Source organism: Salinisphaera aquimarina, assembly GCF_042643355.1.
GTDB lineage: Bacteria > Pseudomonadota > Gammaproteobacteria > Nevskiales > Salinisphaeraceae > Salinisphaera > Salinisphaera aquimarina.
In genome coordinates this window covers 290813-308744 of sequence record NZ_JBHRSS010000006.1, presented here as the reverse complement: position 1 = coordinate 308744, position 17932 = coordinate 290813, and the positions used below count along the sequence as shown (strand labels likewise).

General features: G+C 61.0%; 15 protein-coding genes. 9 read left to right on the top strand and 6 right to left on the bottom strand.

From position 1 onward, the window contains the following. Positions 1-25: 25 nt before the first annotated feature. The 4 genes from ACFOSU_RS14040 to ACFOSU_RS14025 are packed head-to-tail and all read right to left on the bottom strand — an operon-like array spanning position 26 to position 5597. A complete protein-coding gene (locus ACFOSU_RS14040; RefSeq protein WP_380690557.1) occupies positions 26-3094 on the bottom strand; it encodes a BPTD_3080 family restriction endonuclease in 3069 nt (1022 codons plus the stop codon). A gap of 49 nt (positions 3095-3143) precedes the next feature. Then, positions 3144-3833 carry a hypothetical protein gene (locus ACFOSU_RS14035; RefSeq protein ID WP_380690556.1) on the bottom strand — a complete coding sequence of 230 codons (690 nt, stop codon included), beginning with the start codon at positions 3831-3833 and terminating at the stop codon, positions 3144-3146. Then, entirely contained in the window at positions 3833-4537 is a 705-nt protein-coding gene (locus ACFOSU_RS14030) for a hypothetical protein (RefSeq protein ID WP_380690555.1), read from the bottom strand. The genes ACFOSU_RS14035 and ACFOSU_RS14030 overlap by 1 nt, the downstream gene beginning before the upstream one ends. Positions 4538-4583: 46 nt before the next feature. After that, positions 4584-5597 carry a helix-turn-helix transcriptional regulator gene (locus tag ACFOSU_RS14025; protein WP_380690554.1) on the bottom strand — a complete coding sequence of 338 codons (1014 nt, stop codon included), beginning with the start codon at positions 5595-5597 and terminating at the stop codon, positions 4584-4586. Between the two features lie 110 nt (positions 5598-5707). Here ACFOSU_RS14025 and ACFOSU_RS14020 point away from each other — a divergent pair, with 110 nt between their 5' ends. The 6 genes from ACFOSU_RS14020 (at position 5708) to ACFOSU_RS13995 (ending at position 9827) form a co-directional block, all read left to right on the top strand. After that, on the top strand, positions 5708-6631 hold the full coding sequence (locus tag ACFOSU_RS14020; RefSeq protein WP_380690553.1) for a metallophosphoesterase: 924 nt from the start codon (positions 5708-5710) through the stop codon (positions 6629-6631). A gap of 139 nt (positions 6632-6770) precedes the next feature. Next, positions 6771-7280, top strand: a complete 510-nt coding sequence (locus ACFOSU_RS14015) for a hypothetical protein (protein WP_380690552.1) — start codon at positions 6771-6773, stop codon at positions 7278-7280. Positions 7281-7300: 20 nt separating this feature from the next. Beyond that, the gene (locus ACFOSU_RS14010) at positions 7301-7582 is read left to right on the top strand and encodes a cytoplasmic protein (RefSeq protein WP_380690551.1); all 282 of its coding nucleotides are present in this window, start codon (positions 7301-7303) and stop codon (positions 7580-7582) included. A gap of 97 nt (positions 7583-7679) precedes the next feature. After that, complete coding sequence (locus ACFOSU_RS14005; protein WP_380690550.1) at positions 7680-8129, top strand: hypothetical protein; 450 nt, start codon at positions 7680-7682, stop codon at positions 8127-8129. Between the two features lie 738 nt (positions 8130-8867). Beyond that, positions 8868-9479 carry a hypothetical protein gene (locus ACFOSU_RS14000; RefSeq protein WP_380690549.1) on the top strand — a complete coding sequence of 204 codons (612 nt, stop codon included), beginning with the start codon at positions 8868-8870 and terminating at the stop codon, positions 9477-9479. A gap of 204 nt (positions 9480-9683) precedes the next feature. After that, positions 9684-9827 carry a transposase gene (locus tag ACFOSU_RS13995; RefSeq protein ID WP_380690548.1) on the top strand — a complete coding sequence of 48 codons (144 nt, stop codon included), beginning with the start codon at positions 9684-9686 and terminating at the stop codon, positions 9825-9827. A gap of 369 nt (positions 9828-10196) precedes the next feature. Here the strand turns inward: ACFOSU_RS13995 and ACFOSU_RS13990 are convergent, their stop codons facing one another. Together ACFOSU_RS13990 and ACFOSU_RS13985 are read right to left on the bottom strand one after the other, a co-directional pair. Beyond that, positions 10197-11231: a hypothetical protein gene (locus ACFOSU_RS13990; protein ID WP_380690547.1), complete on the bottom strand. Its 1035-nt coding sequence runs from the start codon at positions 11229-11231 to the stop codon at positions 10197-10199. A 145-nt stretch (positions 11232-11376) separates the two neighbouring features. Beyond that, entirely contained in the window at positions 11377-12567 is a 1191-nt protein-coding gene (locus tag ACFOSU_RS13985; protein WP_380690546.1) for a tyrosine-type recombinase/integrase, read from the bottom strand. Positions 12568-12754: 187 nt separating this feature from the next. Between ACFOSU_RS13985 and ACFOSU_RS13980 the strand changes: the two genes are divergently transcribed. Genes ACFOSU_RS13980 through purL form a run of 3 tightly spaced genes read left to right on the top strand, consistent with a single transcriptional unit; the run spans position 12755 to position 17809 of the window. Next, on the top strand, positions 12755-13129 hold the full coding sequence (locus tag ACFOSU_RS13980; protein WP_380690545.1) for a DUF1820 family protein: 375 nt from the start codon (positions 12755-12757) through the stop codon (positions 13127-13129). Between the two features lie 7 nt (positions 13130-13136). Continuing rightward, positions 13137-13925, top strand: a complete 789-nt coding sequence (locus tag ACFOSU_RS13975) for an MBL fold metallo-hydrolase (RefSeq protein WP_380690544.1) — start codon at positions 13137-13139, stop codon at positions 13923-13925. Continuing rightward, complete coding sequence (purL, locus tag ACFOSU_RS13970) at positions 13901-17809, top strand: phosphoribosylformylglycinamidine synthase (protein WP_380690543.1); 3909 nt, start codon at positions 13901-13903, stop codon at positions 17807-17809. The genes ACFOSU_RS13975 and purL overlap by 25 nt, the downstream gene beginning before the upstream one ends. Positions 17810-17932: the final 123 nt, after the last annotated feature.

Here is a 17932-nt window from a genome sequence, read left to right as displayed (position 1 = left end):
GCGTCCAGTAGACCGCTATCAGAAATCATGCGGGAACCGTCGCGATGTCTTCGATCATCGTATCGAACAGTTCTTCAATCTTCTCGGCGAAGTCATCTTCCATTTCGTACACGTCCCCGAACTCGGCGAACGCCCAGCGACCGTGCGCCTTCAAGTGATTCACCCCGGGCACCCAGTAGGTGTCCATGGTGTCTTTCTTGGCCTGGGCGTCTTCTCCACGATAACCCTTGATCTCGACTATCAGTTGTAGCGGGTCGTCGTCACCGTGGCCGTCATCGATGATGATGATGAAGTCCGGGCAGTAGGTGCGATTCTCTCCGCCCAGCCGATAGGGCACATCGAAGCCGAGGTTGTGGTTCTTCACGTAGTGGCGAACACGCGGGTGGTTTTCGGCAACGCGGCAGAATTCGGCCTCCCAGCCGCTGTCGAGGATGACCCAGTCAATATGCGATTTGTCGGCTCGTGTCTGATAGCGTTCGGTCTTCGACGTATTGAAGCCGACGTGGGCGGTGGTGCTGACCGGGTTGTAGGGCGAGAGAATGGCCTTGATGGGCCGTTCTTCGCTCGCCATCGATCGTGTGATGGCGGCCGTGATCTTCTCGCAGGCGCGCTTGCCAATGTCCCGGTACATGAGCTGAGCCGGATAGGTACCGCCCTTGCAGGTCAGGCACTCGTCGATCCATTGCCGGGCCACACGCTTGAGCTGGTTGAACATATGCAGCGGTGGTTCCTGGCCGGATTCGCGCCAGTGGTCGAGTAGTGCCTGGGTGAGGTTGAACAGCACCGTCGACTGGCGCATATCGCCGGTATGCACGAGGCTGAGGTCCGTCTCTTCGCCAACGATGCCGGCGTTCTTCACCTTGGCTGGGCCAATGAGGTCAGGCGTGAGTTCGAGTCTGGAGTCTGCGGTGAAGTCTGCGGTGAGCCGCTCGGACGGCATGTCCACGCGGTAGCCTTCCACACGAGGAAACCGAATCTCCAGCGCATCCCGCTCGGGGCGCACTGCGTGTACCCAGATGGTTTCACGAGGCGGCTGGGGTTCGGCAATGACGGGTTCGGCGGCAAAGTCGAAGGGTATACCGAGCACGTCGGCGTAGCTGGGATTGAACAGCCCTTGTTCATTCAGCTCGTAGGACTCGCGCCGTAGCGCGCGGCCGACGACCTGTTCGCAGAGCAGCTGCGTGCCAAAGGCACGCACGCCCAATACATGAGTGACGTTATTGGCGTCCCAGCCCTCGGTAAGCATGGACACCGATACGACGCAGCGGATGGATTCGCCGAGTTGGCCGGCCTTGCCGACTGTGTTCATCACTTCGCGGAGCAAGTCCTGATCGGTAATGTTGTCAGCGTCCGCCTGATTACCGGTGCGTGCTACGCGCTCGCGCTTGAATCGGTCGATCTCGTCGCTGGCGGCATCGCGAAAGCTGCGATCCAACGCGTCGCCCGACTCCAGCTGCTCGCTGTCGATGAGCAGGGTTTTCGGGCGTCCCAACGGGTTGCCGTGTTCGTCGTGATTCTGGAACAACTTGCAGCGGCCGGGCACATGCACCGTATTGCCGTCGTCTTGCTGGCGCTCGAACCCGCTCACGTAGTCGTAGACTAGTTTGGATGTCGACGTGTTGTTGCACACGATGATGAAGCAGGGCGGGATGGGCATCTGCTTGTCTGCCCAAAGGTCGAACGTCTTACTGTAGTGGCCGTAAAGGGCTTCGATCGCGGTCTGGAGTTTCGTGGGTAGATCGTGCGGGTCGAGATGCTTGGCCTTGCCGCGACCCTTCTTTGGCATATCCTTGCGGATGTGCTCCCAGAGATTGCGGTAGATGGGCATCTCCTCGCCCGGGATGTTGTCGTCGATTGGTACGCGGGGCAGCTTGACGATTCCGCATTCGATCGCATCCATCAGCGAGAAGTCGCTCATGGTCCAGGGAAACAGCGTGCCTTCGGCATAACCGGAGCCGGAAAGAAAAAAGGGTGTTGCCGACAGATCGAAGACGGTGCCAAGGCCAATGTGCCGCTGCACTGCCTCGAGGCCGCTGATCCAAAGGCGAGCGGCCTCCGCGTTTTTCTTGGCCTCCTGCTTGGCGTCGCCCTTAAGCTTGTCGGGCGTGTTGTCGTTGTCTGGGTCGCCCGGCTTTTCTCGATAACAGTGATGCGCCTCATCGTTGATGGCCATAATGTTTTTCATACCCATCAGTGGCTTGATTGCGCGCTGGAGCATTTCGCCTTCGGATTCGACCGTGTCGATCGTATCGCCATAACGGCCATCGACCAGGGCGCGGGTACCCTTGGAGAGGCCGAGTTTTTCGCGTCGCTTGAAGGCGTGGTAATTGGTAATGACGATGCGGGCTCGTTGCAGATCGCCCAGCATGTCGCCGGGTACCAATTCACGGCTTTCGTAATAGCTGTTTGGGTCGTTGGGCTGGAGTACCTGCAGCCGATCGCGAATCGTCAAACCGGGCGCCACGATCAGAAAGCCCTTCGTGAACAGCTTGCTGTTAGGGCGCCGCACGGCGTTGACTGTCTGCCAAGCAATCAGCAACGCCATGACTGTGGTTTTTCCGGCCCCGGTGGCGAGTTTGAGGGCCACGCGAGACAGGTCTGGGTTGGCATCGTCGTTCGACTGATTGATGTGGGCAATATAATTGCGCCCGATGCCGCCGATCTTCGGCGCCACTTCTGTGAGCCAGATAGCGGTTTCGGCTGCCTCGACCTGGCAGAAGAACGGTCGTAGCTGGCTGAATTCGTGGTGACGCCAGTGCTTGAGCAGACGTGCTGTTTCTGGCGTCACCCGCCACTGTGCTTCTGGGAGCTGGCGCCAGCGATCCACCTGTTCGCGAACGCCGTTGATGATCGCTGCGTGCTCGTAGCGCTGCTTTTCGGTGGACAATCCCTTGTCGTCGCCATAGTTCATCGACGCCTGCACGCCCGCACCGCTCTGCCGACGAGGCTTCGGGATCGGCGTCAGGAATTCCGCCCTGCGACGTCTCTGGATGATTTGCTGCGTCGGCTGGCCGTTCCTGTCGATCTCCCAGTGTTGCTCGGGGTATTCGTAGGGCGAGTTCAGGATGGGGCGTTCGAAGAAAGGTTTTGACATGAAGCAACCGAGAGATTTTAGTGTGGCATTAGCGCGTCGGAGTCCGCGTTCACTTCTTGACTGCGTCAACGCGGTCGTGAAGTCGACTCAGGAAATCTTTAATCTGTAGCGTGGTGCACAGGTCTTCCATCCGGGCGGCGGCGCCTACGATCTGCAGCTCGTGCCGTTTGTCCAACTTTTCTGGTTTCTCAAGCAGCCACTCATTGGCACGGTCGCCAGTCTTAAAACCAGCAGGTGTTTCCCCGACTTTGAATCCCGGAGACCACTGGTCTGCAGTTGACCACTCTTGCTCAATCTCGCGCCAAGTCCAGGTGCTGCCTGACATATTGACGACGACCGATGCTACGAGCTCGCTAGTAGCGGTGCCGGAAGCCGGCTCGATTGCATCATTGGGTTCAAGTTGATAAAGCGACCCATCTTCTTGACCGGCGAACTCCGTATCTCCACTGTGAAAAAGGCACAGGACTACGTCTCCTGGTTCGACCGCCTCGTCATGGTTGCGAGTGGTGTAGTAAAAGGTCGGGTTGAGCAACGGCAAAAAATTCGCGGCGTCGGTATTGATCAAAGGGCACTTGCGCTGGGTCGGCTGACGGCCACCAGTTGGATTCCATTCCCAGTAGCTCGTCGCATCGAATTGGCTTTTAGCTTCTTCCAGAATCTGCAGAAGCGCGCTTTGGTAGCCGTGAATCAGCCGGTAGGCGTCGCGAACTGCCGCAATCGTCTCGTTGGAATTATCCATCAATTGGTTCCCGTTACCCATAGTTGGCCGGTCGATCCGAGCCGTCGTATTCTCTCGCCGAGGGTGTCGCTCAAGTCAGAAAACAGAGCTCGTGGTGCGACTCCATGCAGCCCCAAGGCTTCCTCAATATCCTGCAAGACGCGACGCCAGTGGCCGTGATCGAGCTCGCGTGACATTTCATCACGTGCGGTTCTCGCGGCGTACCGCAGCGCCAACCAAGTCGTGCGCAGCGTCCCTGCGTGGTTTTCCAACAGACTCAGATCGCTAGGTTGTCGGCCACTGACCAAAAGGCAGAATGGGTCCGGTCTGTCTGGATATTCGTTGTTATAGCTTTCGATTTCTGCTTGCAGCTGATCTCTCGTTTGCCACTCAGAGTCGTCGTACCGTTTGGCTTCAACGAGAACATCGACATCGTCAAAGCGTAAAAGGATGTCCGGCTCACAGCGGGTGCCGTCCTCGTGGTTGTAAGTCGGCCAGAAATCGATACTTTGCAAGCTCGGCCGATGACGTAATTGCGGTGGCACCTGATCCAGCGCACTCGAAAGCAATAACCAGAAAACATCTCTGGGCAGGTATGACAGTCTCGCAAATACGGCGGCCGTCAGATGGTCTTCGAGATCTCGATAGACCGATTGTGCACTATGGGGTTGGCCATCGTCGCCAATCCAGCGCGCCATCTTTCCGTGCGTTATTGCTTTGAACATACTGGTTCTTCATTTGTTGGCAGGACGCGACTTCTAGTTGTCGAAACTAGCCCGGTCGATACGCTGAGATGGCCGTTTCAAGAGCTGCTTGTACGCGGTCTCTAAGGGATCTCGGCGCCAGCACTTCTGCTGCCGCTCCAAACCCCAGCAGCCACCATGTCAGTTCATCGGTGTCTAGTACAGTTGCTGCCAGTCTGATGCGGCCATCCGTCTGCGTCTCGGCGTGTTGGCCGGGGCTGAGCGGTCTTTCAAGCAGGTGCAAGGCGGCCCGTTCATCCATCGCGATGACCATGTCGATGTAGCCTTCGCCGGTTGGATAGCTGAACTCCCGGGCATGGCTTACATAGGATGCCAAATCGAATCCCGTAGGACGGTGGGACGAGGCATCGATCGGATCTGCGATTTTTATCCTATGCAAAGCGAGTTGTACGACGTTCTCGTACTCCCATAGGGGGCCGACCAGGTAGAGGACGCCTTGGCGGCTGACCAGTCCGAGCGGACTGAATTGATATTCCTTGGTGGATGAGTCGGTCCGGGGTTGGTATTGGATATCGACCCGCCGCTCATGCAACAGCGCGTTGTACATCACGCGTTGGATATCGCTGTCGATGACGGGAGCTGCGAGTTGAGGCCCGGTGCCGATGACCTTGATCTTGTCGCGCCAGTTGATGAGCGAGCGGCCAGGGGTGACGTCCAGGACATTGCGGGCACGTTCGAAGTAGGGCGCCAGCAGATCCAGCGTCGATGGCGGGAGCAGGTCCTTGAGGTGTAGCTCGGCGAGATTGAACGCAAGGGCGGTATTGGGCTCAAGGCCGGGTATGTCGATACCGCCGAAATTGCCGGGCCAGAACCAGTGGTTGCTCCGCCCGTGTTCTTCCGACGAATAGCCGAATATGGCGGATAGCTTGTCGAGGTCGCGTTCCACCGTCCGATTGGTGACGCTGAAGTCTTCCTGCGCCAGGTAATCCACGATCTGGCGAGTGGAGACGGTCTGCGGATAACGCGGGATATGTCTGAGCATGGCCCACTGACGGAACAGGGTGTCGCGGTTGTCTGGCATGCAGCACATTAGAAGACAGGATGGCGACATCGAGTGTCGCATAGCGAGATAAAATAAAATGGCCAGACGGCGCGTCTATGCGTCACTTAATTCTTATAAGAAGGAGATATATGGCACAGGCATGGGATCTGATCGGCGACATTCACGGATTCGCGGATGACTTGGTACAGCTGCTCGAGAAAATGGGTTATGAGCTGCACGACGGGATGTATCGGCATCCGAATCGTCGGGTGTTCTTCCTGGGCGATTTCATCGACGGCGGCGAGCAGAATCGCCGCGTACTAGATATCGTGCGACCGATGGTCGAGTCCGGTGACGCGCTGGCGATCATGGGCAATCATGAATACAACGCGATCTGTTACCACACGCAAGATCCTGGAAATCCGAACGAATACCTGCGGGCTCATTCCCCCAAGAATCTCGGTCAGCACGACAAGACGCTCGCCGAGTTCAAGGACGATGACGTCGCTCTTCAGGACATGATTGCCTGGTTCAGTACACTGCCGTTGTTCGTCGAACTCGATGGCCTGCGCGCGGTGCACGCCTGCTGGGACGAAGTATCGATCGAATGGCTCCGAACGCGTCTCGGCGACCGTGCCGTGATGACAGAGTCGTTTCTCGTCGAGTCTTGCGACAAGCCTAACGAGGCGCACGCAGCGGTCGAAGCCGTACTCAAGGGGCTGGAATTTGAATTGCCGGACGGGATCACATTCGAGGACAAGTACGGACAGCCGAGAAGCGAAGCACGGCTTCGCTGGTGGCTCGACGACGCAGCCGCGCTGGATGAAATGGTGATCGGTCCGCCGGCTTTGCATGCATCGACGGCCGGCTATGCAGCCGATCGCAGCCAGCTGATTGGCTATGCCGCCCAGTCGTCACCGGTGTTTTTTGGTCACTATTGGCTGACCGGGGAGCCAGCGTTACAGCAGGCGAACGTCGCCTGTCTGGACTACAGCGTCGCGCGCGGTGGACGCCTCGTGGCATATCGCTGGGATGGTGAGCAGGCTCTGGACGACTCCAAGTTCGTCTGGTAAGTGTCGGACCATCTGAAGCCATCATCTCCTTCGCCGTTCGAGTGCCGAGGCTGGACGTAAAGGCTCACTCAATCTTTGCGACACGATCTGTCGGATAGCCGTGCTCCAATGACTTCGTGGCCTGAAAACGGAGCGCGGCATGAGGGGATTCGAGAAGCGGTTTGATATCGAGGGCCTGCGTTACAGGGTTGTTGTGTCGGACAACGGCCAAGTTGCGTTCTTGCTGGACGGGGGCTCTACGCCTCGTGGTGTCGTCCACAAGGATGAGCTGTTCGACGACATACCGGTACTGAACGACGTCGATCTGCTTAGTGTCCATCCGATGACCCTGTTCCGAATTGTCGCCCAGCATGTCGAGGACTGGATCTGGCAGGAGAAGCCCTATCAGTTCTTCTTCTCTACGGGCGACGTGCGCCGCGCCACGATCTACCGCTGGCTGGCACGCCGCGCTGCGCGCCGGCTTTCGACTTACTGGTACTACGAGATGGAGGGCACCTTCCATTTTTTCCTGCGCGCGGCGGGGGCGCCGGATCATCCGATTGATCAGAGCGCGAGCCGAACACGCTTGTCTGGGCCCCATTCAAACGTCGTCGCCAACAGGCTTGTGATTGCGCGCGATAACGAACAATCGCCGGAATTTTGCCAATAAAACAATAAATGGAGAGAAAGATGTACTCACTTTCAACACTGCACCGTCTCCACGAAACCAGTTCAAATCATCGCGAGTTGATCCTCAACAGCATCCAACTCGGCTGCTTCCATTGCTGCAAGCAGTTCAGCCCCGAAGCGCTTGATGAATGGTGGGACGAAGACGCGAATGGGATTGGTCAAACCGCGGTCTGCCCGTACTGCGGCATCGATACGGTCGTGGGTGACGCTGCAGGCCATCGCATCACCGAGCAGCTGCTCGCCGCGCTTCGCGACCACTTCTTCTGGCGCATCTGCAGCTGAGCATTGATGAACTGGTATCACTCCCTGGCAGCACATGATGGCTCGCGTGTGCCTGTTGACCCCATCGCCCGCACATATCACTTGGAACCGAATCATCATGGATAAGGAAACGGATTGGTTCGTGGACAGCCTCAATAACCGCCAGGCGCGGTTCCTGCTGCGATGGATCGAGGAAGACGACGCCGACTGGCAGCGCAAACGGGAAGAGATCAAAACGCTCTTGTCGAGACGCTCTCCGGTGACCGGCCCTCAGTCCGCGCTGGCCTACATCATCGATAATCGGTGCCCGAGCCAGTCCAGGCTACTGAGCCGCTACATCGGGGGATATCCGAGCGATGCCGTCATCGACCATCTGATTGCCTGCCGCATACAAAACGTGGGTTCGGCACAAGCCGTGACCGATGATCTGATTGAGCTGTTTGCCGAATCGGCGGCGACGTTCGACAAGTTCAAGGCACGGTCCAGCTTCTCTGCTGCGGCCGCGCGCCAAGCTAATAATATCGGTGCGTCGCTGTACCACGGCGCAAAGCGAGCGGCAGCACGGTAATGCCCACCCCTGATTCGCGACCGAGCCATGGTGGCATACGGTGCCGGGCTGGATCAGCCGACTGATGCGGCCAGTGCCCGGACCTGTTGATCGGCTTGCCTGAGATCACAAGTCAGTGGTTCGTGGCGGGCTTGCTTGTTGCCCGCGCTTCCGCGGGTCAAGGCGTCACAGGTAGGCGGAGTAGAGTGTATCGTCCTCAGTACGGCTCGGCTGCGGAGGGCGCTTCGGGGTCATCTGAGTAAGTGACTGTGCTCGGCAACGTGGCCCGATCGGACTGATAAGCACGCCGGTCAGCCAAAGTGCTCGTCCGCGCGGCGATTGTTGCCGCAACAAGAAACCTCAAGGCTTCGGGTCGTCGACTTTCATATCGCGCGTTTTACCCCGATCTAACGGGCACTTCTTAACCGTCTGTGAAGACGGGGGATAACCCGAGAATACTGCTCGCGAACAATCTACGTGGGGATTTTGATTAATCTCCCCTGTGGCTTGTTCGCCAGTCAAGCTTCGATGAACGGTTAACTGGCCGCACTTAAACGTCGCGCGTAAACCTTAGACGTCTTCTCATCGGCGAGGTCAGTCCCAGACCTCCGAACAGGCCTCGTTGTGAGAGTTACGAGCACCTAGCAGATCCGGTAAGTCCAGACTACCGGCTCAGGAAATGACCCAGCTACCCTTGATAATGAAAGCGAAGACAGTCAACTGACCAGTGAGCGCTGGGTCGCGAACGAGAAACAAAATATGGCGAACGATGACTCTGGACCGGGCGTCGACTTTACCGAGCGCTTGCTTCTGATGCTCGACATAACGCCCCATACGGCATTGGCATCTCCTCACGGTGCGGGCAAGACGACGTACGCATTGCGCCAGCTTCTGCCGCGCCTGCAACAGCGTGGTTTCGAGACACTGTACGTGCCTGTCGCGGCAGATAGCGACGAGGTCGCGGAAAGCATCGCCTCTGCTTTCCGAGAACACGCCGTTGCTCATTTGCCTGAAGAAACCTGGCTGCGTCTTGCGTGGCCTAATAGCGCGCCCGAATATCCGGGCGACGAAAGGACTCGTGTCCTATTCTGGCTGAATGCCGTCTCGGAGATGCCTCGGGATCAACAGCTTGCAGTTATCTTCGACGATGCGGAACACATCCAGAAAATGGGGTCGACCGCCGTCGCAGCACTGCGCTCGGCACTCCAAACGGCGTACCACATAACGACGCAAATATTCCTCGTCTCGCGTGGTGAACTATGCAGCCGGATGTTTGAGAATTGCGACGAGCCTTTTTACTGCTACTGCGGTATCTATGAGCTACCCATGAACAGCGATGGATTCCTGGCTTTCGAAAAGGAATCCAGATAACACTGGACCACAGTCGTCTGCGCGCAGACGGTACTGCTAGTGCGATGCTACCTTGATTTGGACGCCTCGGTAATCCGAGAACGGACGCAGCTCCAAAGCGGAATTTTCTCGTAATCCAACCCCGAGGAGGTTTCGTCGAAGACGTCGCTGTATACCAACAGCCAGATCCTGGCGATCCTAGGGTAGGATGAGGTCAGCACGCCATTGCCACAGCTGTGCCGTGAATATGGTGCGGACTCAGCGACGTTCTACAAGTGGCGCAGTAAGTACGGCGGCATGGATGCGTCGCTCATGGCCTTCGTGAAAGAGCTGGAGGACAAGACCCAAGGGCCACGAATATGGACGTGAGATAACTCTTCGCGACGTCATTGAACGCGGGATCAGTGTTGGGCTGGCCTGTTTTGCCTTTTGATCAGCCGGTCCTGCTACCGCTGCCAGCCCACATTGTCGGAGGCGAACGCTGAGATCGTCGACTGGCTGTTCCGCTTGACTGATAACCAACGGACTCGAGCTTTGGTCTGTGTTTTCTGTACCTGAGCAGGCGGCGGATTTTCACACAGCCTGAGTCGTAAGCTGATCCACCAGCTTGACGTGACCGTCTAGCCACGTCCGTTGATATTCAAGCTGGCTGTGCAGCGTTTAATAAGGTGCCTCTAATGTTGTCTTCCGCAGCTAAGCGGTCCGCCCGCCCGACGTGCGTAGCGGGCGGAAGAGCAGTTATTGGTCCGGCAGCGTAACCTCAACCAGTTCACCACCAGATGAAGTGCGAATCGTGTGTTTCGAACGAGCCCACCTGTCCCCTGTAGTGAGCGTATCCAGCACCTCGACCAGATCGGTGCACAGTGTGCGACCCTCGAAGCCCGTGGCTTCCTGAGCCATCACGGGTGCCAGCATCTCGGCCAGCGCGAGCCATGCTCGCCGCGACTTGGCCTCCAAGCCTCCGATATGGTCGTCAAGCACTTTGAAAGTCAGCTGTTCCATCAGCTCGCTGCCCTTCAACAAGGGTGCCTGCGACGGCTTGAACGCGATCGCGCCGATATCGCGCAAGAGCGCGCCGACGACGACAACCAGTGCATCCTCCTGTCCCACCAGCCGTGGTGCTACCCGTTCGGCGTTTTCAGCTCGCGTAACGCTGTCGATCAGCAGGCGGCCCGGTGCCCCGGCTGAACCATCGAATCGATAGGACGACTGCACAAAGCGCTCCGCAAGCGCCACATCACCCATCACACGATTCATGAACTCGAGTAAGGGAACATGACCCTCGAGCCGATTCAGCACGCCACGCAGGCGGGTAAACGCGCCTCGCGCCTCATGCGGCACATAAGTAATCGGCAGCAGGTCCCAGTTCGGGCGAATCGCAGCCTCTACCGGTTGATACTCGGTCAGCTGTACATACGCGCGCTTGGTCGGCGCCATCTCGACCCGGCCTCTGATTGAGACCAGCGCACCGTCGCAGAGCGTCGCCCAAACGGTATCGTCCTTGCTGAGATAGCCACAGCATAGGCGCATATCGGTCGCGTCCGCGATCGTCATGCGAAACGTGTCTCGGCCATCGACGGGCGATCGACTTAGGTCCTTGCCAATCACGCGATACACGCCCTTGACCGGCGTGCCGGGACGATGCCGATATTCTGCCAGCGGCTGCGAGCCGCGAATGGGGCCCGATAGCGCAATGCGGCTGCTACGACGAGGCGAGGGCGCACGCGCGATGCAGGTCGGGGTGGTGAGGGCGGCAGATCGATTGTTATTCATGTCGGTTCCTGGTTTTGAGTTGAATGGATTCCCCTGTTTGGGGTACGTCATCCAAGCTAAACCGGGTCCCGGAACACGCAAGCTGGGTTCGGAAGAACGCGTGAGGCGCTTTTGATGAGCGCGCCTACGCGCCACTCGAAGAAGCCTAAGGCCGCAGAAACTTCGCCCACTGATTCATCATGCGTCGTCGCTGAGGTAGTAGCTCATCGCGGGCGTAGGCCGCGCGCGTGGCATCGGAGTTGACGTGTGCCAACGCCAGTTCACTGACCTCGTCGGCTGCCCGCGTACGATTGCGTGCCCAGTCCTTGAAACTGCTTCGGAAACCATGCGGCACGGCATCCACGCCCATCCGCTCGGTCACCTTTGAGAGCGCCATGTCCGACATCGCGCCGCCGCGGGCGGACGCAAACACGTAGTCGACCCCCTCAAAACGCGGCAGCGCCGCGATAATGGCGAGCGCATCCGCGGATAGCGGGACGCGGTGCTGTTTGCGCGGCTTGGTCCGCTCGGCCGGCACGGTCCAAAGCGCGGCCTCGATATCAAACTCATCCCACGTCGCCCAGCGGACTTCGCCCGACCGTGCGGCGGTCAGGATCGCGAACGCCAAGGCAGGCGCCGCTGTGCCACCGCGCTTGCGCAGCTCCACCATGAACGCGGGCATCTCCTGCCACGGCAGGGCGGGGTGATGCCTGACCTTGGTGATCTTGGCCGGTGCCGGTAACACTTCGGACAAATTGCCCTTCCACTCGGCCGGGTTCGCTGCCGTGCGATGTCCGGACACGATGGCCCACGAGAACACCGCCTCCATGCGCTGCCGGACTCGGCTCGCGGTTTCGGTCTTCGTCCTCCAGATGGGCTCCAGTACCGCCAGCACATGAGGCAGTTCGATCGTCGCCACGTCCATGTCGCCGAGCACTGGGACCGCGTACCGTTCCAGTGTCGATAGCCACTGCTTGGCATGCTTGACGTTGCGGAACTCGCCTGCGATGGCGGAATGCTTGCGCTTGCCAGCCTGGGCGAACGTCAGGCGCTTGCGCTGTGATGCAATGAGCGCTTGTCGCGCGGCGTCGCGCTCTGCGATCGGATCCACACCGTTGCTGATGAGTTCACGGGTCTCGCGCGCCTTCTGGCGGGCCTGCGCGAGCGTGACGTCCGGAAAGGGCCCGAGGCCCATATCGCGGCGTTTGCTGCCAATGGTCGCGCGCAGGATCCAGGATCGTGATCCGGTCTTTGAGACCTGCAGCAGAAGACCCGCTACGCCACCTACCGCGTGCAGGCCGCGCTCTGTTATCCTACGCACCTCAACGGCGCTGAGTTCTCTTGCTCGCTTCGGCATACCTGACAACCTACCCAACAAAAGCCGTTGTGTTGGATGGTATGCCTTGAGACGTGGTGAGACAACTAAGTGCCTGTTAAGAAACGGGATTGGATTGTGCCTGATACGCGCTGTTGCGGTATGAAACGCCTTGATGGCGGGCACCCTCTCCGCCATTATTCACGCTCCCTCCAGGCGCAACCTGCCCATGGCCACAGTGGACTCCAAGCAGCGTCTCTATCGCGTGGCGTTCTTCAACCAGGGCCAGGCGTACGAGGTGTATGCGCGCTCGGTATCCCAGGGCGCGCTGTTCGGCTTCATCGAGATAGAGAAACTCGTGTTCGGTGAACGCAGCGGTCTGTTGATCGACCCGGCCGAGGAAAAGCTCGCCAGCGAATTCGCCGATGTCGAGCGCTCCTACGTGCCCATGCACTCGATCATCCGTATCGACGAAGTCACCCGCCGCGGCAGCGCCAAGATCACGCCGGCGGACAGCGATTCCAAGGTTCGGCCGTTCCCGGTCTATACGCGCCAAGGTGGCCCAGGCAGCCAGGGCGGCGGTGGCGCCGGCCGCGATTCGTGAGCCTGTCTTGAGCGGCGGCACGTCGGCCATGCGTTTCGCGGTGCTCGGCAGCGGCAGCAAGGGCAACGCCCTGGTGGTCGAATACGCCAATACCCGTATCCTCATCGATTGCGGTTTTTCGGTGAAGGAAACCGAGCGCCGGCTGGCCCGTCTGGGGCTCGACGCCGACGCTATCGATGCGCTGGTGATCACCCATGAGCATGACGATCACTGGAAAGGGGTGTCGCGGTTTTCACGTCGGCACACGGTGCCGGTCTGGCTCACGCCGGGTACCCATGCGGCCAAGCAAGCCGATGCACTGTCGTCGATCGAGCTGTATTCGCCGCACGAACCGTTCGCGATCGGCGATCTCGAATTCTTCCCCTATCCGGTGCCCCATGACGCGCGCGAACCCGCGCAGCTGATCGTGGGTAACGGCGACAAGCGTTTGGGCGTGCTCTCGGATATCGGCCATGCTACGCCTCACGTGCTCAGCATGGTGGACGCCTGCGATGCGCTGGTGCTCGAATGCAATCACGATCCGGCGCTGCTGGCATCGGGCCCGTATCCAGCCTATCTGAAGGCGCGGGTCGCCGGCCGGCTCGGCCATCTGAGCAACGGCCAGGCCGCGGCGCTTATCAAGAACATCGACGCCACCCAGCTGCAGCAGCTCGTGGTGGCCCATATCAGTGAAAGCAACAACCGCCCGGAACTGGCCCAGGCCGCGCTCGCCGAAGCGCTGTCCTGCAGCCCGGACTGGGTGCATGTCGCCCATCAACGCGAGGGTCTGTCGTGGCGCAGCCTAGTCAACCGGTAGGCGATCAGTCGATCGCCGCAGTTCAGGTCATCGCCGGCAACGCCGCGCTGGCGGAGTTCGAGCTAGAACGTTTGCGCGGTGGTCTCGCCGCCGCCGGCATCGATATCGCCAGCCTGGTCGCACGCGAAGTGTTCGTCGCCGCGTTTGCGGTCGAACCTGGCGCCGACGAGCGCGCCCGATTGCTGGGTCTGCTTGGCGTGAACGGCGATGACGACGTGCCGCCGGGCCCGATCGTGGTGCCACGCCTGGGCACGGTCTCGCCCTGGTCGACCAAGGCCGAGGACATCGCCCACAACAGCGGCCTGAACAACCTGCTGCGTCTGGAGCGGGGCGTGGTTTTCGGCTTCGGCAGCGCGCCCGAGTTCGCGTCCCTGGTGCAAAGCTGCGTGCTGCACGACCCGATGACCCAGTCGATCCTCCCCAATGCCGAGCGCCTGCCGCAGCTGTTCGACGTGCTCGCGCGGCGCGGCCTGCGCCGGGTGCCGCTGGCCGCCGAGGGGCCGGCCGCGTTGCGGGCCGCCAATCGTGACTGGGGCCTGGCGCTGGCCGACGAGGAAATCGGCTATCTGGCCGAGCAGTACGCGATTCTCGAGCGCGATCCCACCGACGTCGAACTGATGATGTTCGGCCAGATCAACTCCGAACATTGTCGCCACAAGATATTCAATGCCGAGTTCGTGATCGACGGCGAGACCCGCGCCAAGTCGCTGTTCGACATGATTCGCGACTCGCACCGGGCGCAGCCCGATGGCGTGCTCTCGGCGTACCGCGACAACGCGGCCGTGATCGCGGGTGCGGATGCGACCCGTCTGATGGTCGATACGGATCGGATTTATCGCCTGGCCGAAGAGCCGGTGCATATCCTGATGAAGGTGGAGACCCACAACCACCCGACCGCGATCGCGCCCAATCCGGGCGCGGCCACCGGCGCCGGCGGCGAGATTCGCGATGAGGCCGCAACCGGCCGCGGGGGCAAGCCCAAGGCAGGGTTGAGCGGTTTCTCGGTCTCCGATCTGCGTATCCCGCACGATCTGCAGCCCTGGGAGACAGACGCCAGCCAGCCACCGCAACTGGCCAGCGCCCTGCAGATCATGCTCGAAGGCCCAATCGGCGCGGCCCGCTACAACAACGAATTCGGCCGGCCCGCGCTGGCCGGCTATTTCCGCAGCTTTCAGCACGAATCCGCAGTCCACGGCCTGCGTGGCTATCACAAGCCGATCATGATCGCCGGCGGCATGGGCAATGTCCGCCCCGGCGACGTGGAAAAACACGCGGTACCGGTCGAGGCCTGCCTGATCGTGCTCGGCGGCCCGGCCATGCTGATCGGTCTGGGCGGCGGCGCGGCCTCGTCCATGGCCAGCGGTACCTCTTCGGCCGAGCTGGATTTCGCCTCCGTGCAGCGCGCCAATCCGGAAATGGAGCGCCGCTGCCAGGAAGTGGTCGAGGGCTGCATCGCGCTCGGTGCGGACAACCCGATCGCCTCGATCCACGACGTCGGCGCGGGCGGACTGTCCAATGCGTTGCCGGAGATCATCGACGCCGACGATCGCGGCGGCCATATCCGTCTGCGCAACGTAGATGCGGCCGACGTCAGTCTGTCGCCGATGGAGATCTGGTGCAACGAATCGCAGGAGCGCTACGTGCTCGCGATTCCGGCCGACCAGCTCGCGGCCTTCGAAGCGCTGTGCGCGCGCGAGCGTTGTCCCTATGCCGTGGTCGGTCGCGCCACCGCCGAGCCGCGCCTGCTGCTCGAAGACGACGAAGCCGAAACCGACGACAGCCGCAATCCGGTCGACATGCCCATGGGCGTGCTGCTCGGGCGCACTCCGCAGATGCAGCGCGACGTGGCGCGCGTCGCGATCGAATCGCCGGCCTGGAATCATGCGGGCATCGATATCGCCGAGGCGGTGGGCCGAGTGCTGCGGGTACCCAGTGTGGGTAGCAAGTCATTCCTGATCACCATTGGCGATCGCAGCATCGGCGGCATGACCGCCCGCGACCAGATGGTCGGCCCCTGGCAGGTGCCGGTCGCCGACGTGGCCGTGACCACCTCGGGTTATACCGGCGACACTGGCGAAGCCATGGCCATGGGCGAGCGCACGCCAGTGGCGCTGCTGAACGCCCCGGCCTCCGGTCGCATGGCGGTGGCGGAAGCGGTGACCAACATCGCCGCCGCGCGTATCGACAAACTCACCGATATCCGTCTATCCGCCAACTGGATGGCAGCCTGTGGTGAGCCGGGCGAAGACGTGCGCCTTTACGACACCGTACAGGCGGTGGGCGAGCAACTGTGCAGCGAGCTGGGTCTCGCGATTCCGGTCGGCAAGGATTCACTGTCCATGCGCAGCGTATGGAACGAAGACGGGAGCGAACGACGCATGAGCGCGCCGCTGTCGTTGATCGTGTCCGCGTTCGCGCCGGCGACCCACGCCCGCGCCACGCTCACCCCGCAGCTCGTACGCGGCGGTGCGCCGACGCGGCTGGTGCTTGCCGATCTGGGCAACGGTCGCAACCGCCTCGGCGCGTCGGCGCTGGCCCAGGCCTACGGCGAACTGGATGCCACGCCGCCGGATCTGGACAGCCCCAAACAGCTGCGCCAGTTCTTCAACGTGATCCAGCGGCTGGCCGGCGAGAGCCGCATCAAGGCCTATCACGACCGCAGTGACGGCGGCCTGCTGGTCTGTTTGGCCGAAATGGCTTTTGCCGGCCATGCCGGCGTCGATATCACTCTGGATGCGCTCGGCGAAGACGCGCTTGCCGCGTTGTTCGCCGAAGAACTGGGTGCGGTGCTACAGGTCGGCGCCGACGATGCCTCGGTGGTGGTCGGCGAACTGCGCGCGGCCGGCGTGGCCGCGCATGACATCGGCACGGTCACCGATGAGCAACAGCTTGTGTTCAGCTATGCCGATCGGCCCGTGTATTCTGCCTCGAGGGTCGAGCTGCACCGGCAATGGGCCGCGACCAGCCATGCCATGCAGGCGCTGCGTGACGAGCCGCATTGCGCGGACAGCGAATACGACACGCTGCTCGACGCAGCCGATCCCGGCCTGCCGGCCGCGCCGTCCTTCGATATCGCCGAGGATGTGGCCGCGCCGTTCGTGAATACCACCCGCCCGCGGGTGGCGATCCTGCGCGAGCAGGGCGTGAATGGCCACAACGAGATGGCCTGGGCGTTCACACGCGCCGGTTTCGATGCAATAGACGTGCACATGAGTGAGATCGTGGCCGGCGGTCGCGACCTGAGCGACATGCAGGGCCTCGCTGCCTGTGGCGGCTTCTCCTACGGTGACGTGCTCGGCGCCGGCCAGGGCTGGGCCAAGTCGATCCTGTTCAACGCCGGCGCGCGTGCCGCGTTCAGCGCATTCTTCGAGCGCGACGAGACCTTCACACTGGGCGTCTGCAACGGCTGCCAGATGTTGGCCGCGCTCGCAGAGATCATTCCCGGGACCGAGCACTGGCCGACTTTCGTGGCCAACGCTTCGCGCCAGTTCGAAGGGCGCACCAGCGGTGTCGAGATCGTGGATTCCAAGGCCGTGCTGCTCGCCGGCATGGCCGGCACGCGCGTGCCGATTGCCGTCGCCCACGGCGAGGGCCGGGCCGTATTCGCCACTGATCGCGATCTCGATACGCTTGCCGCCAACCGCCAGCTCGGCATGCGTTTCGTCGATAACCACGGCGCGGCCACCACTGACTATCCGGCCAACCCCAACGGCTCGCCCCAGGGCGTGACCGGTTTGTGTAACGACGACGGCCGGGTGCTGATCACCATGCCGCATCCGGAACGGGTAATCCGCAGCGTAAACCTGTCCTGGGCACCCTCGTCCTGGGGCGAGGACAGCCCCTGGGCACGGCTGTTCGGCAACGCGCGGCGATTCGTGGGCTAGGGCGTATTGCCGTTTGGCGCGGCCCCGCGTTGCATCCCAAAATCGAGCCAGACAAGGCGCGTGGTGCCGGCCCTAGTCATTCTAGGGTCAAACCGCGCAACGCCGTATGGACCGATTTTGGGC